This is a genomic window from Mesoflavibacter profundi (assembly GCF_014764305.1).
GTDB classification, from domain to species: domain Bacteria; phylum Bacteroidota; class Bacteroidia; order Flavobacteriales; family Flavobacteriaceae; genus Mesoflavibacter; species Mesoflavibacter profundi.
The window spans coordinates 680,483-696,591 of sequence record NZ_CP061703.1; the positions used below are offsets into that span (position 1 = coordinate 680,483).

The window sequence follows — 16,109 nt, forward strand, 5'->3', positions numbered from 1 at the left end:
ATTAGTTAGTTTATTTTACAGTCTTTGCAGATTTAAGTAAAAGATCTCTAATGGCAATTATTCCTTCTTTTTCACTTAAACGATTACCTTCATATTCTACACCTATATATCCTGTGTAACCAGAATCTTTTACTAACTTAATAATTCTTGGAAAATCTAAAGTTGTTTCGTTTCCATTTTCATCAAAATCGTAAGCCTTAGCACTTACAGCTTTAGCTTCGGTTAACATGGTTTCAATTCCTTCATATTTATCTTTATACTCTTCTAAACATTCTCCCCAAATTGCTCCATCTTTACGCTTAACACACCAATTTCCAAAATCTGGTAATGTACCGCAATTCTCCATGTCTACTTGCTTTATAGCATCCATTAAAACCGGTACATCTGAAGATAACCAACCATGATTTTCACATAATACATTTATGTTTTTTGTTGCTGCGTAAGTTGATAATTTTTTTAATCCATCTACTACCGAAGGAACCCAAAGCTCTGGATCGTTAGTACCAAACGTATTAACTCTAATAGAATGACAGCCTAATTTTTGAGCTGCATCTACCCATTTTTTATGGTTTTCTACAGCTTTATCTCTAACAGCTTCGTCTGGATCTGCTAAATCACCTTCACCATCTATCATTATAATAAGGTTTTTCATACCATGAGTATCACTTAGCGTTTTAAGTGTATCTATAACTTTATCAAAACCTAAAGAATCTATTTGCTTTGCATATATGTGATTTACATATTCTAAGCCTTCAAAACCATTGTTTTTAGCTATTTCAGCAAACTTAAATGGACTTACGCCATCGTCGTTAAATGTTCTATGTAAAGACCATTGCGCTAGAGATAGTTTAAAAAATGGATCTTCGGTTTTTGTTTCAGTAATTGGTTGATCTACTTGTTCTTTTTTATCTTCTTTACAAGACACTAGTACTACTAATGAAAAAAGGCAAGAAGCAAGTATTAATCGGCTAAATAAAGACGTTAATTTCATTGTTATTATTGTTTATTAGTTAGTTTTTTCAATTTGAAATTTATAAAATCATAACCTTAAATTTGTTTACATTTAACCAGTGAAAGAATTTAAACAAATCTTAAGGTTTCTTTTTTAGTTTGCAACCAAATGTTTTAATCTATATTCTAATGGCGTACATTTTTCATGCTTTTTAAATACTGTAGAAAAATATTGACTTGTAGAAAAACCACATGCAAACGCTACTTCAGAGACACTCATTTGTTCGTTATTAATCAATATATCCTTAGAAAGTTTTAAACGCTGCATCATCAAATAACGCATTGGTGTTAAATTAGTTATCTGCTTACAATGATGTGTAAATCTTGTCAATCCAACACCTGCAGATTGAGCCATTTTCTCGATAGTCCAAGCTTCGGTTAAATTATTATCTAATTCTTTTAAAAACAATTGCACACTTCTAGAACTATCAGTTAATTGTTCATTTAATTCTACTTCATCTTCAACTAATAGATCTAATATCAAAATCAATAAGTAATTTACTAGTAACCTAATTCTAGAAGCATTACTTCCATTTTCATCTGCATCTACAGCCTTACCTAATCTTTGAAAACAATCCCTAATACGCTTGTCGGTTTTCCAAACAACCTTTTCATTTTGTCTTAATATTAAGGTTAACTTTTCTAGGTCAGAAGGTGATAGCATGATCCAATCTGGCCACTTCCAGTTTTGATGTGGTCGTCTTACATCCAAATCAATAATCACCCAATAAAATTTACCAACACCAACTTCTGGATCGCCTACTTTATGCGCTTCCCATGGTCTTGTTATTGTCATGTAATTGGGTTGTAATTCCAATTGATTATTACCTTGCGCATAAGGCATTGTACCAGATTCTAAAAAATGTATTTCTAATCCTTCATTTCTATGCCAATCTAATCCCCAATCTTGAGTTTCGTTTGCATCCCAATACCCTACACTATTTAACCCTAAAGTATCATCTGTTAATCTATCACCAGGATAGGTATAACGTGCTAGCGCTTTAAACTTTAATTTTTTTCTATTTACTGCGTCAATAAGAGGCAAACAGGTATCTGCATGATAGACAATTCCATCTGCTTCAAAAGGCGTTATGTTTTGTATATTTATCTTCACTGAAAAATTTTGAACAACTTTAACACGCAAATTAATTAATTTGGCGATAAATGTGTAATTTTAGGTACATTTATTTATCAAAAACGCAAAATAACTAACATAACTTTATCAATAATGAATATAAACAACTTAAATCCTATTGAAGGCGAATATGACGCAATCGTTGTAGGAACCGGAATTTCTGGTGGTTGGGCAGCAAAAGAACTTTGCGAAAACGGTTTAAAAACCTTAGTACTAGAACGAGGTAGAATGGTTAAACACGTAGAAGACTATCCAACTGCAAATTTAGATCCTTGGGATATGCCTAATGGTGGCGTTCCTACTAGAGAAATCATAGAACGCAAGCCAAAGCAACATCGTACAGGATATGTAACCAATCAAGATACAGAACATTTTTTTGTAGACGATGTAAAACATCCTTATAACGAAGACAGACGTTTTGATTGGATTAGAGGTTACCATGTTGGAGGTAGATCTATAATGTGGGGAAGGCAAAGCTACAGATTAAGTGATATAGACTTTGAAGCCAACAAAAAAGAAGGTATTGCTGTTGATTGGCCTGTAAGATACAAAGACATTGCACCTTGGTATGATAAAGTTGAAGAGTTTATTGGTGTTTCTGGAGAAAATTTAGGACTTAAACAATTACCTGATCAAAAACTTCTAAAACCAATGAATTTAAATTGTGTTGAAGAAGAATTAAAATCTAAAATTGCTGAAAACTTTGACGATGGTAGATTATTAACCATTGGTCGTGCTGCACATATAACAGAAGGATCAAAACCTGGATTAGGAAGAAGTACTTGTCAATACCGTAATAGATGCGCAAGAGGTTGTCCTTTTGGCGCATACTTTAGTAGTGTCTCTTCTACTTTACCAACAGCAGAAGCGACAGGAAACATGACCTTAAGACCAAATTCTATAGTTCATGAAGTGATTTACGACGATACAACAAAACAAGCTACTGGTGTAAAAGTAATAGATGCTGAAACTAAAGAAACTCATGTTTTTAAAGCTAAAGTAATATTCTTATGTGCATCTGCAATAGCATCTGCTTCAATATTGTTACAATCTAAATCAGACAGATTCCCTAACGGTTTAGGTAATGATAGCGGAGAATTAGGACACAATATCATGGATCACCATTTTCATGTTGGCGCAATGGGTAAAGCTGTTGGATTTGACGACAAAATAAATAAAGGTAGAAGAGCAAATGGACTTTATATCCCTAGATTTAGAAACGTTGGAGGCAATACAGAAATGAAAGATTTCAAACGTGGTTACGGTTATCAAGGTGGAGCAACACGCTCAAACATGTCTGAAACTGTAGCAGAACTTAAATACGGTCCTAAACTTAAAGAAGCTATTTTAAAACCAGGTGAATGGAATATTAACCTTTTAGGTTTTGGAGAAACTCTACCAGACCATAGCAACCGTATGTATTTAAACTACGATAAACTAGACGAATGGGGATTACCTACAATTACATTTGATGCAGACTTTGGCGAAAATGAACTGGCAATGCGTAAAGACATGAAAGAACAAGCTGTTAAAATGCTTGAATCTGCTGGATTTAAAGACGTAGTTGGATACGATAACGCTGGCGGAAGAGCTATGGGATTAGGTATACACGAAATGGGTACAGCACGTATGGGTAGAGATCCTAAAACTTCTGTACTTAACGAGTACAATCAAATTCATGCATGTAAAAATGTTTATGTAACAGATGGATCTTTCATGACATCTGCTGGTTGCCAAAACCCATCGTTAACTTACATGGCTTTTACAGCAAGAGCTGCAAACCATGCTGCAGAACAATTAAAGAAAAATAACGCTTAAAATTTTTATCATGAAAAGAAGAGAAGCATTAAAAAATATTGGTCTAGCAACAGGATTCTTTGTAGCAACACCAACAATTGTTAGTATCCTACAAAGCTGCACTAGCGATGTAAAAACTTGGACACCAGAATTTTTAACAATAGACCAAGGTGTTGTATTAACTAAATTAGTAGATGTTATATTACCTAAGACTGATAATTTACCGTCTGCTACAGAGTTAAACGTACCTCAATTTATTGACAAATACATTAATGAAGTTTTTGATGACGAAAGTCAAGCCAATGCAAAAACTGCTTTTAGTAAAATAGAATCACTTTTAAAACCAAATGCAGAAACTGCTGTTAACGATTTAAAAGATGAAGATTTTAAAGCACTATTAGATAAACACATGTTATTAGAAGACGAAGTTGATCCGGACAGAGAAGCAGATCCAGAATCTACAACACCTACAACTTCAGAATTTTTAAATAACCTTAAATGGATGGCAATTAACGGTTACGTTACAACAGAAAAAATTGGAGAAAACGTAAATGTTTACGATCCAGTTCCATCACAATATTTTTGTGGAGATTTACAAGAGTTAACAGGAGGAAAATCATATTCGCTGTAAAGCATGAAATTCCTTTATAATATAAGCGCTTTTATCATTTTTATTGTTTTATTCAATTGCAAAGACGCAGATAAAACAAACACTAAAATTGATAAAAGCGTTTCTTCTTCAAAAAAAGAATGGAAATCGTTATTTAACGGTTATAATCTAGACGGATGGACACCAAAAATAAACGGTTTTTTACTTGGTGATAATTACAATAACACCTTTAGAGCAGAAGACAGTGTAATAAAAGTAAGCTACGATCAATACGATAACTTTACAGATCAATTTGGACATTTGTTTTACAAAACTCCATATTCCTACTACAAACTAAGACTTCAATACAGGTTTAAGGGTCAACAAGCTAAAGGTGGACAATCTTGGGCTACGAAAAATAGCGGAATCATGATACACTGTCAAGCTCCAGAGACTATGTTAAAACAACAAGGTTTCCCTATTTCTTTAGAAGTGCAATTATTAGGCGGAGTAACAGAAGGTGAAAACCGACCTTCAGGAAACCTTTGTACGCCAGGTACTCATGTTGTAATGAATGACCAATTAATTACAGAACATTGCATACCTGCAAATTGCAAAACCTATTATGATGAACAATGGATCACTGCAGAAGTTGAAGTAAACAGAGATTCTATAACTCATTACATAGATGGCGTTAATGTAATAAGCTACAAAAACCCAACAATTGGAGGCGAATATTTAGACACTACTTCTAAAGAAATTCAGGATAAATCAGGACAACCCTTAACCAAAGGATACATTTCATTACAAAGCGAAAGTCATCCAATAGAGTTCAAAAACATAGAAATTTTAGAACTATAACATCTAAAAGTCAATTAAAAATGAAAAAATCATCCAAACTAAGCAGACGTACTTTTATAAAAAGTACTGCGCTTACAACCTTTGGTATATCTATAGTTCCTAGACACGTTTTGGGTAAAGGCTATATTCCACCAAGTGATAAACTTAATGTCGCAGTAATTGGCGCCGGAGGAAAAGGCTACACAGATATGCTTCATACCTGGAATAATAACACCTCAAACATTACAGCTATTTGTGATGTAGATTGGAATCAAGCCGAAGCTGCTTTTAAAAAATTTCCTAATGCAAAAAAATATAAAGATTATCGTAAACTTTTAGAAAATCAAAAAGATTTTGATGCGGTAACAATTTCTACTCCAGATCACACGCACGCAGTAATTACTTTAGCTGCAATGCAAAACAACAAAGATGTTTACGTTCAAAAACCATTAACACATAACATTTATGAAGCAAGAGTATTAACTCAAGCTGCAAATAAGTATAAAATTGTAACCCAAATGGGTAATCAAGGTGCTTCAGGAGATGGAGTAAAAACAATGATTAACTGGTTTAACAAAGGTTTAATTGGTAATGTAAGTAAAGTTCATATTTGGACTAACAGACCTGTTTGGCCTCAAGGTATTAAAACTCCAACAGAGCAACCTAAGCTAATTGATAATTTAGATTGGGACACTTGGGTTGGACCTGCAAGTTGGGTAGATTATCATCCGCTTTATCATCCTTTTAAATGGCGAGGTTGGTGGAATTTTGGCACAGGAGCTTTAGGAGATATGGGCTGTCATTTAGTCGATCCTCCTTACCGAGTTTTAGGCTTAGGCTATCCAACTGAAGTAGAAAGTAGTGTTGGTGCTATTTTCACTAAAGATTGGACTCCAGATTACTATCCAGAATCATGTCCACCATCTTCAAGAACTCAATTAAAATTTGAAGCTACTGAAAAAAACCCTATTCCCGTTAAAGTTGAATGGACCGATGGTGGCTTAAGACCATTTCATCCAGATTTAATTCCTGCAGATCATCCAATTGGTGATGAAGATAGCGCTAATGGAGTAATTATGATTGGCGAAAAAGGTATTATGACGTGTGGAACTTACGGAATGAATCCTAAAGTGTATCTTAACTCCGGAGAAATTATATTACCTGAAGAGACTACAAAAGAATTTAATTTACCAGAAAATGGACATCATCAATTATGGGTAGACGCATGTAAAGATGGCTTTGGAAGTAAAAAACATAAATCCCTTACCTCTTCTTTTGATTTTGCTGGACCATTAACAGAATCTATATTAATGGGTAATTTAGCCATAAGAAGTTATAACCTAAGAGAACAAACTAAAAATGGATATAATTATCCAGGAAGAAAAAAGTTACTTTGGGACGGAAATAACATGAAAATCACAAATTTTGAAGCTGCTAATCAATTTGTAAAAAGAGAATACAGAGATGGCTGGTCTTTAAATTTATAATTAAAGCATACAAACAAAAACCCATTTAAGTCTAAACTTAAATGGGTTTTCTCTTATATCAAAAAAATAAATTTATTCTACAATAAATTTTCCTTTCATCATACCAAAGTGACCAGGAAAACTACAAATAAAATCATATTCACCAGCTTCTGGTGCAGTAAATTCTACAACAGCTGTTTCTCCTCCACCAATCATTTTGGTATGCGCAACAACATCTGTTGTACCTTCTGGAATATAATCATTGTCTTTAGACATTGCTGCTTTACCAGCAAACGCAGCTACATCTGTACCTGGTTTTAGTATAACAACATTGTGTCCCATTACCATTTTATCTGCTTTACCAATGTGTCTTAATGTAATTTTTACTTTTTGACCGGCTTTAGCTTTAAGTTCAGACTTATTAAATTTCATTAAGTCATTTCCTGTAATAGTTAAATCTGCAACATCACTTTCAGAAGTCGATTCTGTTTTTGTTTCTGAAGTTCTCTCATAAGAAAACCCTTTTTTCTCCTTTTTTTCTTCTCCACAACTAACTACTAAAAACAGTCCTAAAATTGTGGCAAATGCTATTCTACCTAGTTTCATTATTATAATTTTAATTTGTACTAAATTACACGATTTAGACTATATAAAGCAAGAAAAAACATGTATAAATTATACTAAAAACTGAAATAAATCTGGTTTATCATTTAAGTAATCACCATAAAAATTATGAAGTTTCATTTTGGTAATAAGAGGTTGTAAATCGTCTGCCGATTTTAGCTCTACTCCTACTACTGCTGCGCCATTTTCGCGGTTTGTTTTTTTGGTATATTCAAAGTGGGTAATATCATCATTTTCTCCTAAAATATCTACAACAAACTCGCGTAATGCACCAGCACGTTGCGGGAACGTAACAATAAAATAATGTTTTAGATTAGCATGCAATAACGCACGTTCTTTAATTTCGGCAGTTCTAGTAATGTCATTATTACTTCCGCTTACTACACAAATCACATTTTTACCTTTTATTTCTTCTTTAAAATCATCTAAAGCAGAAATACTCAAAGCGCCAGCAGGTTCAACTACTATTGCGTCTTTATTGTATAGATCTAAGATCGTTTGGCACACTTTACCTTCAGGAACGGTTACCATTTGATCTAAATTTGACTTACAAATTTCAAAATTTAAATCGCCAACGCGTTGTACTGCTGCGCCATCTACAAACTTTTCGATATGGTTAAGCTGTGTGTTTTTTTGATTTTCAATTGACGTTTTCATTGATGGCGCGCCTAAAGGCTCGACACCAATAATTTTGGTTTGCGGTGACAATTCTTTAAACACTGATGATAACCCAGCTGATAATCCGCCACCACCAACAGGCACAAACACATAATGAATTGGATGTAGTGCTTGGTCTATAATTTCTAACCCAACAGTAGCTTGACCTTCTATCACCTTTTCGTCATTAAATGGATGAATAAATGCTTTTGAAAGTCGCTCGCATTCTTTCATCGCTAGATGATAAGAATCGTCAAAAGTATCGCCTGCAAGAACAATTTCGATATACTCTTCTCCAAACATTTTTACCTGCTCCACCTTTTGTCTTGGCGTTGGAGCAGGCATATAAATGGTTCCTTTAATTTTTAATAATTTACAAGATAACGCTACACCTTGCGCATGGTTACCAGCACTAGCGCAAACAATACCATTTTCTACTTCTGAAGCCGATAACGAAGACATTTTATTATAAGCGCCTCTAATTTTATAAGAGCGCACTTGCTGTAAATCTTCACGTTTAAACATGATATTACAGTCAAACTCTTTAGAGTATCTAAAGCTTGATGTTAATGGCGTTACCGCTGCAACATCTCGTAATTTTTCGGCTGCAGCTTCTACTGCTTTTAATTTAGGAAAATAGATGGTTTGCGTTTGCATTAGTTTGTTTTTAAGCTAAAACACTTTCTTCTTTAGCTTCGGTTTTTATTACTTTCATTGCGGTCATTGCGGCACGAAGACGCTTACCGACGGTTTCGATTGGATGATTTCTAATAGCGTTATTCACTTTGATTAATTCGATATTATCGACACCTGTTTTAGTTGAAAATGACTTTCCAATTACTGATGCATCAACAGTTTTCATAAAATCTGCTAGCAAAGGTTTGCATGCATGATCAAATAAATAGCAACCATATTCTGCGGTATCAGAAATGACTCGATTCATTTCAAATAACTTTTTACGCGCAATGGTATTTGCTATTAATGGCAACTCGTGTAACGATTCGTAGTAAGCAGAATCTTCGATTATTCCTGCGCTTACCATTGTTTCAAAAGCAAGTTCTACTCCAGATTTTACAAATGCGACTAATAACACACCATGATCAAAATACTCTTGTTCTGTAATATGATCTGAAGTTAATTCGGTTTTTTCAAAAGCAGTTTCGCCAGTTGCTGCTCGCCATTTTAAAAGGTTAACATCGTCATTTGCCCAATCTTCCATCATAGTTTTTGAGAAATGACCAGAAATGATATCGTCCATATGTTTTTCGAATAATGGGCGCATGATGGTTTTTAATTCTTCAGATAATTCAAATGCTTTAATTTTTGAAGGGTTTGACAATCTATCCATCATGTTTGTAATGCCACCATGCTTTAACGCTTCAGTAATAGTTTCCCAGCCAAACTGAATTAATTTTGCAGCATAACCAGCTTCAATTCCTTCTGCAACCATTTTGTCAAAAGACAAGATTGCTCCTGTTTGCAACAAGCCACATAAAATGGTTTGCTCGCCCATTAAATCAGATTTTACCTCAGCCACAAAAGACGATTCTAAAACGCCTGCACGATCGCCACCTGTTGCAACTGCGTAAGCCTTTGCTTGCGCCCAACCTTTGTTTTCTGGATCGTTTTCTGGATGCACAGCAATTAATGTTGGCACACCAAAACCACGTTTATATTCTTCACGCACTTCGGTTCCTGGACATTTTGGTGCGACCATAATTACCGTAATATCTTTACGGATTTGCGTACCTTCTTCAACAATATTAAAACCATGCGAGTAGCTTAACGTCGCGCCCTTTTTCATTAAAGGCATCACTTGATTAACTACATCTGTATGTTGCTTGTCTGGTGTTAAGTTTAATACTAAATCTGCTGTTGGAATTAAATCTTCATAAGTCCCAACATTAAATCCGTTATCGGTTGCATTTTTGTACGACGCTCGTTTTTCATCTATAGCTTGCTGACGTAAAGCATAAGAAATATCTAAACCAGAATCTCTCATATTTAATCCTTGGTTTAATCCTTGTGCGCCACAACCTACAATGACTATTTTTTTATCTTTTAACGCAGCTACGCCGTCTTCAAATTCTGAAGCTTCCATAAATCTGCATTTCCCTAATTGTTCTAATTGTTTTCTTAATGGTAATGTGTTAAAATAATTTGCCATTTTAGTTTGTTTTAGTGTTGAAAAGCTTCCAACATTTTAGTTATTTCCATTGGTGTTTTGGTGACTGCAATTCGTCCAGAACGGGTGAATTGCAAAATTCCAAAAGCACTTAATTCTCTGTGTAATAATTCTATTTCGCTACGTCGTCCTGATTTTTCAAGCACAAAAAACGCTTTATTTACAGTGACAATTCTAGCGTTACTTTCTTTAATAATATTTTGAATTTGTCGCTCTTCAAATAATAAATCTGATTTGATTTTGAACAGACAAGACTCTTGATAAATGGTTTCTTCTTCGGTGTGATAATAGGCTTTAATCACTTCAACCTGTTTTTCAATTTGACCAATGATTTTTTTCATTTGGTCTTCTGTTAACTTAACCACAATGGTCCATTTAGACACATTTTCAATTTCTGAAATTGAAGAATTTATACTTTCAATATTAATGTGTCTACGTTGAAATATTGCCGAAATACGGTTTAATAATCCGATATTATTTTCGGTATAAATAGAAACGGTATATAATTTATTTTCACTCATAATTACTCTAATCTTACGTCTGAAACACTTGCACCTGTTGGTATCATCGGGAATACGTTATCCTCTTTTTCAACTATAACTTCTAAGAAATATGCACCTTCAGTTTCCATCATTTCTTTTACTGCATCGGCTAAATCTTCTCTTTTAGACACGCTTTTGGCATTAATATGATAACCTTTAGCTATCGCAACAAAATCTGGATTTTCAATTTCTGTAGACGCATAACGCTTATCAAAAAACAGTTGTTGCCACTGTCTAACCATACCTAAAAAATTGTTGTTTAACACCACAATTTTTACAGGTACTTTGGTTTGAAAAATAGTTCCTAATTCTTGTATTGTCATTTGATAACCACCATCACCAGCAATCATCACCACATCACGTTCTGGCGCGCCCATTTTTGCACCAATTGCAGCTGGTAACGCAAATCCCATTGTACCTAATCCGCCAGATGTAATGTTACTTTTAGAAACGTTAAAATCGGCATAACGACACGCAATCATTTGGTGCTGACCAACATCACTAACTATTGCTGCTTCACCTTTGGTTTGTGCATTAATCTCTATAAGCACTTCGCCCATAGTCAAGCCATCTTTTGTAGGATGTAAATCGTTTTTTATGACTTTATCAAATTCAACTTGGTATAAATCTTTAAATTTTTGATGCCATTCTGTATGTGAATTTTCTTTTAAAAGCGGAAGAATTGCCGCCAAAGTCTCTTTTGAATTCCCTAAAACAGCAACATCTGTTTTTACATTTTTATCAACCTCAGCTGGATCAATTTCAAAATGAATCACTTTTGCTTGTTTAGCGTAAGTTGTTAAATTTCCTGTGACGCGATCATCAAAACGCATTCCGATTGCTATTAAAACATCACATTCGTTAGTCAACACATTTGGCGCATAATTACCGTGCATACCAACCATTCCGACATTTAATGGATGCGTTGAAGGAATTGCCGAAGCACCTAAAATAGTCCAAGCTGATGGTAAACCAGCTTTTTCGATAACCGCTTTAAATTCAGCTTCAGCTTCACCTAAAATCACACCTTGTCCCCAAACGACAAGAGGTTTTTTTGCATTATTAATTAAATCTGCAGCAGCTTGTAAAGTGTTTGGATTAGTTTCAGGAATTGGCTTATAACTTCTAATTCCTGTACATTTTTCATATTTAAAATCGAATTCTTCAAATTGTGCATCTTTGGTAATATCTATTAAAACTGGACCAGGACGACCACTTTTTGCGATGTAAAATGCTTTTGCAATGACTTCAGGAATTTCTGAAGCTTTTGTGACTTGATGATTCCATTTAGTAACAGGTGTTGAAATACCAACGATATCGGTTTCTTGAAACGCATCGCTACCCAATAAATGCGATCCAACTTGACCTGTAATACACACCATTGGTGTACTATCTATTTGCGCATCTGCAATACCTGTAATCAAGTTAGTTGCGCCAGGACCAGAAGTTGCCATAGCGACACCAACTTTACCCGAAATGCGTGCGTAACCTTGAGCTGCATGCGTTGCACCTTGTTCATGACGTGTTAAGACATGATGAATTTCGTTTTGAAATTTATACAACTCGTCATAAACTGGCATAATTGCGCCGCCAGGATAACCATAAAGTACATTTACACCTTCAGCCATTAAGCTTCGAACAACCGCTTCGCTACCCGAAATGCGGATAGTTTTTGAAGTAGATTGCTCGTTGTTTTTTATCGTTTTTGTTTCCATAAATTAGTATGGCGTTAATTGGTTTCTATTCTAAAACTCGTCGGTAACACAACCTTTGGATGCAGACGACACTGTTTTAGCATATTTATAAAGGACACCACGATTAAATTTTAATTCTGGTGCTTTCCATGATTGTTTTCTTTGTGATAATTCTTCTTCTGAAACTTCAAGTTGAATGGTATTGGTTTCAGCATCAATTGTAATAAAATCGCCATCTTTAACTAATGCAATTGTACCACCATCTTGAGCTTCTGGTGTAATGTGACCAACCACAAAACCGTGTGTACCACCAGAAAAACGTCCATCGGTAATTAACGCTACGTCTTTACCTAAACCTGCACCCATAATAGCTGCAGTTGGCTTAAGCATTTCTGGCATTCCTGGTCCGCCTTTTGGTCCTTCATATCTAATGACAACTACATCACCTTTTTCTACTTTACCATCTCTAATACCATCGTTTGCTGCGTATTCGCCTTCAAATACTTTTGCTTTTCCGCGAAAGCGTAATCCTTCTTTTCCTGTGATTTTTGCAACACTTCCATCTTCAGCTAAATTGCCATAAAGCATGCGCAAGTGACCTGAGATTTTTATAGGTTCTTCGATGGATTTTATCACATCTTGACCTTCGGTTAAATCATTAACATCTAATAAATTTTCGGCTAGTGTTTTTCCTGTTACGGTTAAACAGTCACCATGAATTAAGCCTTTTTTCAATAGATATTTTAAAACTGCAGGAATACCACCAACTGCGTGCACGTCTTCCATTAGGTATTTTCCGCTAGGTTTTAAATCGGCTAAAAAAGGTGTGTTATCACTAATATTTTGAAAATCTTTTAAAGTGAAATCTATATTTGCCGCACGAGCAATTGCTAAAAAGTGAAGCACTGCATTGGTCGATCCACCTAAAATAGTCACCAAACGAATAGCATTTTCTAAAGATTTGCGAGAAATGATATCACTTGGTTTAATATCTTTTTCGATTAGCAATCGCATCGCTTCGCCAGCTTTTATGGCTTCTTGTTTTTTCTCTTCACCTGTAGCTGGATTTGATGAATTGAAAGGTAAGGTCATCCCTAAAGCTTCAATTGCTGACGCCATCGTATTTGCAGTATACATTCCGCCACAAGCACCAGCACCAGGACAAGCTTTTTCAACTATATTTTGATATTCGCTTTCATTCATTGTACCAGCGACTTTGCTTCCCCAAGCTTCGAAAGCTGAAACGACGTCTAGTTTTTTTCCGTTATGACAACCAGAATCAATGGTTCCACCATACACCAAAATACTTGGTCTATCTAAACGTATCATTGCCATTAATGCGCCTGGCATGTTTTTGTCACAACCAACAACGGTTATTAATCCGTCGTAGCTCATTGCTTGCACTACAGTTTCCATAGAGTCGGCAATAATATCTCGAGAAGGCAAAGAATAACGCATACCTGGTGTACCCATAGAAATTCCGTCACTTACACCAATGGTATTAAAAATTAAGCCTACTACGTCTTCATTTTTTGTGCCTTGCTTAGCGAGTTTTGCTAAGTCATTTAAATGCATATTACATGGATTACCTTCGTAACCTGTACTTGCAATACCTATAATGGGTTTATAAAAATCTTCTTTGGTTAATCCTATTGCATGCAACATTGCTTGTGCTGCTGGTTGCGTTGGATCTTGTGTTACTGTTTTACTGTATTTATTTAGTTGACTCATTTAGTCCGTTTCTTATTTATGATTTTCTAAATTACTAATTTGACTATGCTTGACTTTTTAGTTATTGAATTATAGACTAAAGCCATAACTCAATTTAATTATTTAATATATTGATTTTCAGATGTTTAAAATAAAGCAAGTATGATGCCCAATTGTTAATATTTGACCTTTATATTTTACTTTAAACTGAAATAAACCCAACAAAAAAGCCTTCCTGAAAAAGGAAGGCTTTTTTATTTATTCTAAAATAATATATACCATTCCTTACCACCGTGATTTAATAATCACAATGCTAATATTTGAAATGATATTTACGATTTGTTTGTTCATCTTGATAATCAAATATTGAAATTATTTAATTAAAATCCAAATTACACTCTAGGTAAATCACCTTCTTCTTTTAATGGTAAATTAGATTTTCCCATTAAAAAAGCATCGACATGATGTGCTGCTTGACGACCTTCGGAAATTGCCCAAACAATTAACGACTGACCGCGACGCATATCTCCTGCTGTAAAAATACCTTTTACATTAGTTGCATAATCTTTTTCGGTTGCTTTGATGTTGGTTCTAAAATCCATTTCTAAACCAAATTGTTCTGCTAAAGTTTTTTCGGCACCAGTAAAACCAAGTGCTAACAATGCCAAATCGCAGTCCCAAGTTTTTTCGGTATCTGGTAACTCTTTTAATTCTGGTCTTTGGCCTTCTTTGAAAATCCATTCGACTTCAACTGTTTTTAAACCGATTAAATTTCCGTTTTTATCACCTAAAAATTCTTTAGTAGAAATACTAAAAAAGCGCTCAACACCTTCTTTATGTGATGTTGTTGTTTTTAAGCGCATAGGCCAATATGGCCAAGGTTGATGTGCTGGACGAACTTTAGTTGGTTTACTTAAAATTTCAAAATTTGTTACCGATGTTGCACCATGACGATTACTAGTACCAATACAATCGCTACCTGTATCGCCGCCGCCAATGACAATTACTTTTTTATTTTTTGCTGAAATAATTTCATCTTCACCTATCAATCCATCAACATGTTGGTTATTTTTCTTCAGAAATTCCATCGCTTGATGTACACCTTTTAGATGATTTCCTTTAATAGGAATATTTCGTCTAACTGTTGCGCCGCCACATAAAAGAATTGCATCAAAATCTGCTTTTAACGTTTCAACACTTAAATTTTGCCCAACATGAGCATTGGTTTTAAATGTTATGCCTTCGTCTTCAAGAATTTTAATACGTCTATCTATAATTTTCTTTTCTAACTTAAAATCAGGAATACCATAACGCAACAAACCACCAACTTTTGCGTCACGCTCAAAAACCGTTACCAAATGTCCTACCCTATTTAATTGTTGAGCAGCTGCTAAACCTGACGGACCAGAACCTACAACAGCAACCTTTTTACCAGTACGATGCTTTGGCGGATGCGCTTCTACCCAACCTTCTTTAAAGGCGATTTCAGCAATGTTTTTTTCAATATTTTCTATTGAAACAGGATCTTCATTAATCCCTAAAACACACGCTTCTTCACAAGGCGCTGGACATAGACGACCAGTAAATTCTGGAAAATTATTTGTGGCATGTAAAATTTGTGCTGCTTCTTTCCATCGTCCTTTATAGACTTTATCGTTAAAATCAGGAATTAAATTACCCAACGGACAACCGCTATGACAAAACGGAATACCGCAATCCATACATCTAGCGCCTTGATTTTTGAGTTTTTCCTCTTTTAAAGGCACTGTAAATTCTTTATAATTTTTTAGACGATTTTCTACTTTTAAATAACCTTCGTCTTCTCTTTTATATTCTAAAAATCCTGTTGTCTTTCCCAT

The 16,109-nt window shown here is 34.7% G+C and carries 13 protein-coding genes; 4 read left to right on the plus strand and 9 right to left on the minus strand.

Annotated features, from left to right (window positions below; genetic code table 11):
• Positions 1-10 precede the first annotated feature (10 nt).
• A complete protein-coding gene (locus IFB02_RS03220) occupies positions 11-991 on the minus strand; it encodes a sugar phosphate isomerase/epimerase family protein (RefSeq protein ID WP_106686949.1) in 981 nt (326 codons plus the stop codon).
• A 114-nt stretch (positions 992-1,105) separates the two neighbouring features.
• Positions 1,106-2,125: a helix-turn-helix transcriptional regulator gene (locus IFB02_RS03225; protein ID WP_106686948.1), complete on the minus strand. Its 1,020-nt coding sequence runs from the start codon at positions 2,123-2,125 to the stop codon at positions 1,106-1,108.
• A gap of 114 nt (positions 2,126-2,239) precedes the next feature.
• Between IFB02_RS03225 and IFB02_RS03230 the strand changes: the two genes are divergently transcribed.
• From IFB02_RS03230 to IFB02_RS03245, 4 genes are read left to right on the plus strand one after another with little or no spacing between them, the layout of a single operon-like run.
• On the plus strand, positions 2,240-3,964 hold the full coding sequence (locus IFB02_RS03230) for a GMC oxidoreductase (RefSeq protein ID WP_106686947.1): 1,725 nt from the start codon (positions 2,240-2,242) through the stop codon (positions 3,962-3,964).
• Positions 3,965-3,974: 10 nt separating this feature from the next.
• Positions 3,975-4,574 carry a gluconate 2-dehydrogenase subunit 3 family protein gene (locus IFB02_RS03235; RefSeq protein WP_106686946.1) on the plus strand — a complete coding sequence of 200 codons (600 nt, stop codon included), beginning with the start codon at positions 3,975-3,977 and terminating at the stop codon, positions 4,572-4,574.
• A gap of 3 nt (positions 4,575-4,577) precedes the next feature.
• Positions 4,578-5,393, plus strand: coding sequence for a 3-keto-disaccharide hydrolase (locus tag IFB02_RS03240; protein ID WP_106686945.1), 816 nt, complete (start codon positions 4,578-4,580; stop codon positions 5,391-5,393).
• 20 nt (positions 5,394-5,413) lie between these two features.
• Positions 5,414-6,859 (plus strand): Gfo/Idh/MocA family protein, encoded by a 1,446-nt coding sequence (locus IFB02_RS03245; RefSeq protein WP_106686944.1) that lies wholly within the window; start codon positions 5,414-5,416, stop codon positions 6,857-6,859.
• A gap of 72 nt (positions 6,860-6,931) precedes the next feature.
• On the opposite strand, the gene azu is transcribed toward IFB02_RS03245, so the two are convergent.
• From azu to IFB02_RS03280, 7 genes are all read right to left on the minus strand, one after another.
• Positions 6,932-7,444 (minus strand): azurin, encoded by a 513-nt coding sequence (azu, locus tag IFB02_RS03250; RefSeq protein ID WP_106686943.1) that lies wholly within the window; start codon positions 7,442-7,444, stop codon positions 6,932-6,934.
• A 69-nt stretch (positions 7,445-7,513) separates the two neighbouring features.
• A complete protein-coding gene (ilvA, locus tag IFB02_RS03255) occupies positions 7,514-8,776 on the minus strand; it encodes a threonine ammonia-lyase IlvA (RefSeq protein WP_106686942.1) in 1,263 nt (420 codons plus the stop codon).
• A gap of 10 nt (positions 8,777-8,786) precedes the next feature.
• The gene (gene ilvC, locus IFB02_RS03260; RefSeq protein ID WP_106686941.1) at positions 8,787-10,286 is read right to left on the minus strand and encodes a ketol-acid reductoisomerase; all 1,500 of its coding nucleotides are present in this window, start codon (positions 10,284-10,286) and stop codon (positions 8,787-8,789) included.
• 11 nt (positions 10,287-10,297) lie between these two features.
• The gene (ilvN, locus tag IFB02_RS03265) at positions 10,298-10,825 is read right to left on the minus strand and encodes an acetolactate synthase small subunit (RefSeq protein WP_191073046.1); all 528 of its coding nucleotides are present in this window, start codon (positions 10,823-10,825) and stop codon (positions 10,298-10,300) included.
• A 2-nt stretch (positions 10,826-10,827) separates the two neighbouring features.
• Positions 10,828-12,561, minus strand: coding sequence for a biosynthetic-type acetolactate synthase large subunit (gene ilvB / locus IFB02_RS03270; protein WP_106686939.1), 1,734 nt, complete (start codon positions 12,559-12,561; stop codon positions 10,828-10,830).
• Positions 12,562-12,591: 30 nt separating this feature from the next.
• The gene (gene ilvD / locus IFB02_RS03275) at positions 12,592-14,271 is read right to left on the minus strand and encodes a dihydroxy-acid dehydratase (protein WP_106686938.1); all 1,680 of its coding nucleotides are present in this window, start codon (positions 14,269-14,271) and stop codon (positions 12,592-12,594) included.
• A gap of 371 nt (positions 14,272-14,642) precedes the next feature.
• Positions 14,643-16,109, minus strand: coding sequence for a glutamate synthase subunit beta (locus IFB02_RS03280; protein ID WP_106686937.1), 1,467 nt, complete (start codon positions 16,107-16,109; stop codon positions 14,643-14,645).

Excerpts from the sequence above, each read along its gene's own strand:
- IFB02_RS03220 (WP_106686949.1), bottom strand. The coding sequence starts at position 991 with ATGAAATTAACGTCTTTATTTAGCCGATTAATACTTGCTTCTTGCCTT.
- IFB02_RS03230 (WP_106686947.1), top strand. The coding sequence starts at position 2,240 with ATGAATATAAACAACTTAAATCCTATTGAAGGCGAATATGACGCAATC.
- IFB02_RS03235 (WP_106686946.1), top strand. The coding sequence starts at position 3,975 with ATGAAAAGAAGAGAAGCATTAAAAAATATTGGTCTAGCAACAGGATTC.
- IFB02_RS03240 (WP_106686945.1), top strand. The coding sequence starts at position 4,578 with ATGAAATTCCTTTATAATATAAGCGCTTTTATCATTTTTATTGTTTTA.
- IFB02_RS03245 (WP_106686944.1), top strand. The coding sequence starts at position 5,414 with ATGAAAAAATCATCCAAACTAAGCAGACGTACTTTTATAAAAAGTACT.
- azu (WP_106686943.1), bottom strand. The coding sequence starts at position 7,444 with ATGAAACTAGGTAGAATAGCATTTGCCACAATTTTAGGACTGTTTTTA.
- ilvA (WP_106686942.1), bottom strand. The coding sequence starts at position 8,776 with ATGCAAACGCAAACCATCTATTTTCCTAAATTAAAAGCAGTAGAAGCT.
- ilvC (WP_106686941.1), bottom strand. The coding sequence starts at position 10,286 with ATGGCAAATTATTTTAACACATTACCATTAAGAAAACAATTAGAACAA.
- ilvN (WP_191073046.1), bottom strand. The coding sequence starts at position 10,825 with ATGAGTGAAAATAAATTATATACCGTTTCTATTTATACCGAAAATAAT.
- ilvB (WP_106686939.1), bottom strand. The coding sequence starts at position 12,561 with ATGGAAACAAAAACGATAAAAAACAACGAGCAATCTACTTCAAAAACT.
- ilvD (WP_106686938.1), bottom strand. The coding sequence starts at position 14,271 with ATGAGTCAACTAAATAAATACAGTAAAACAGTAACACAAGATCCAACG.
- IFB02_RS03280 (WP_106686937.1), bottom strand. The coding sequence starts at position 16,109 with ATGGGAAAGACAACAGGATTTTTAGAATATAAAAGAGAAGACGAAGGT.